This window comes from Aquimarina addita (assembly GCF_039539305.1).
GTDB lineage: Bacteria > Bacteroidota > Bacteroidia > Flavobacteriales > Flavobacteriaceae > Aquimarina > Aquimarina addita.
This window is the reverse complement of record NZ_BAABCW010000076.1, coordinates 1-739: the sequence shown is the minus strand read 5'-3', so window position 1 is coordinate 739 and position 739 is coordinate 1. Positions and strand designations below refer to the sequence as shown.

At 36.5% G+C, this 739-nt stretch carries 1 protein-coding gene; it reads left to right on the top strand.

Translation table 11 applies throughout. The annotated features are described in order from the left end of the window. Nucleotides 1–739 (top strand): AMP-binding protein (locus tag ABD816_RS22215; protein WP_344931115.1); only part of this gene is annotated, 739 nt, incomplete at both ends.

The window sequence follows — 739 nt, the reverse complement described above, 5'->3', positions numbered from 1 at the left end:
GCCAATGGGAGGAGATCGCAATAGAATCGTCTAGAAAACTACCAAAAATCACATTGCCCAACCACCTCGCATATGTAATCTACACATCAGGGTCAACAGGGAAACCTAAAGGGGTAATGATTGAACACGCAGGAATGTCGAACCGTTTATCATGGACTCAAGAGCACTATAAGTTAAATCCAAAAGAAGATGTGGTAGTTCAAAAAACTAATTTTTGTTTTGATGTTTCGGTATGGGAGTTACTATGGCCATTAATATCAGGTACTAAATTAGTCTTTCTACATCCAGAAGGACATAAAGATCCTATATATTTAAAAGAAATTATAGATTTGTATAGGGTGACAACAATTCATTTTGTTCCTTCTATGCTAGGGGCATTCTTGGCTGAAATAACTATAGGAGATTGTAAATCACTGAAACAAGTTTTGTGCAGTGGGGAGGCATTACGTTCAGATCAAGTAAATTTATTTTATAATAAATTTTCAAACGTATGTTTGGACAATTTATATGGTCCAACAGAGGCATCAATTGATGTAACTTTTTCAGAAATATCTCCAAATGAAATACCATCAAATCTATCCATAGGTCGTCCAATCTCGAACACTCAGATTTATATTGTAGGGAATGGTCTTGAATTACAGCCTATAGGGGTAATAGGTGAATTATGCATAAGTGGTGCTGGTTTGGCACGTGGGTATCTCAATCGTCCCGATCTGACCAGAGAAAAATTCATCGACAA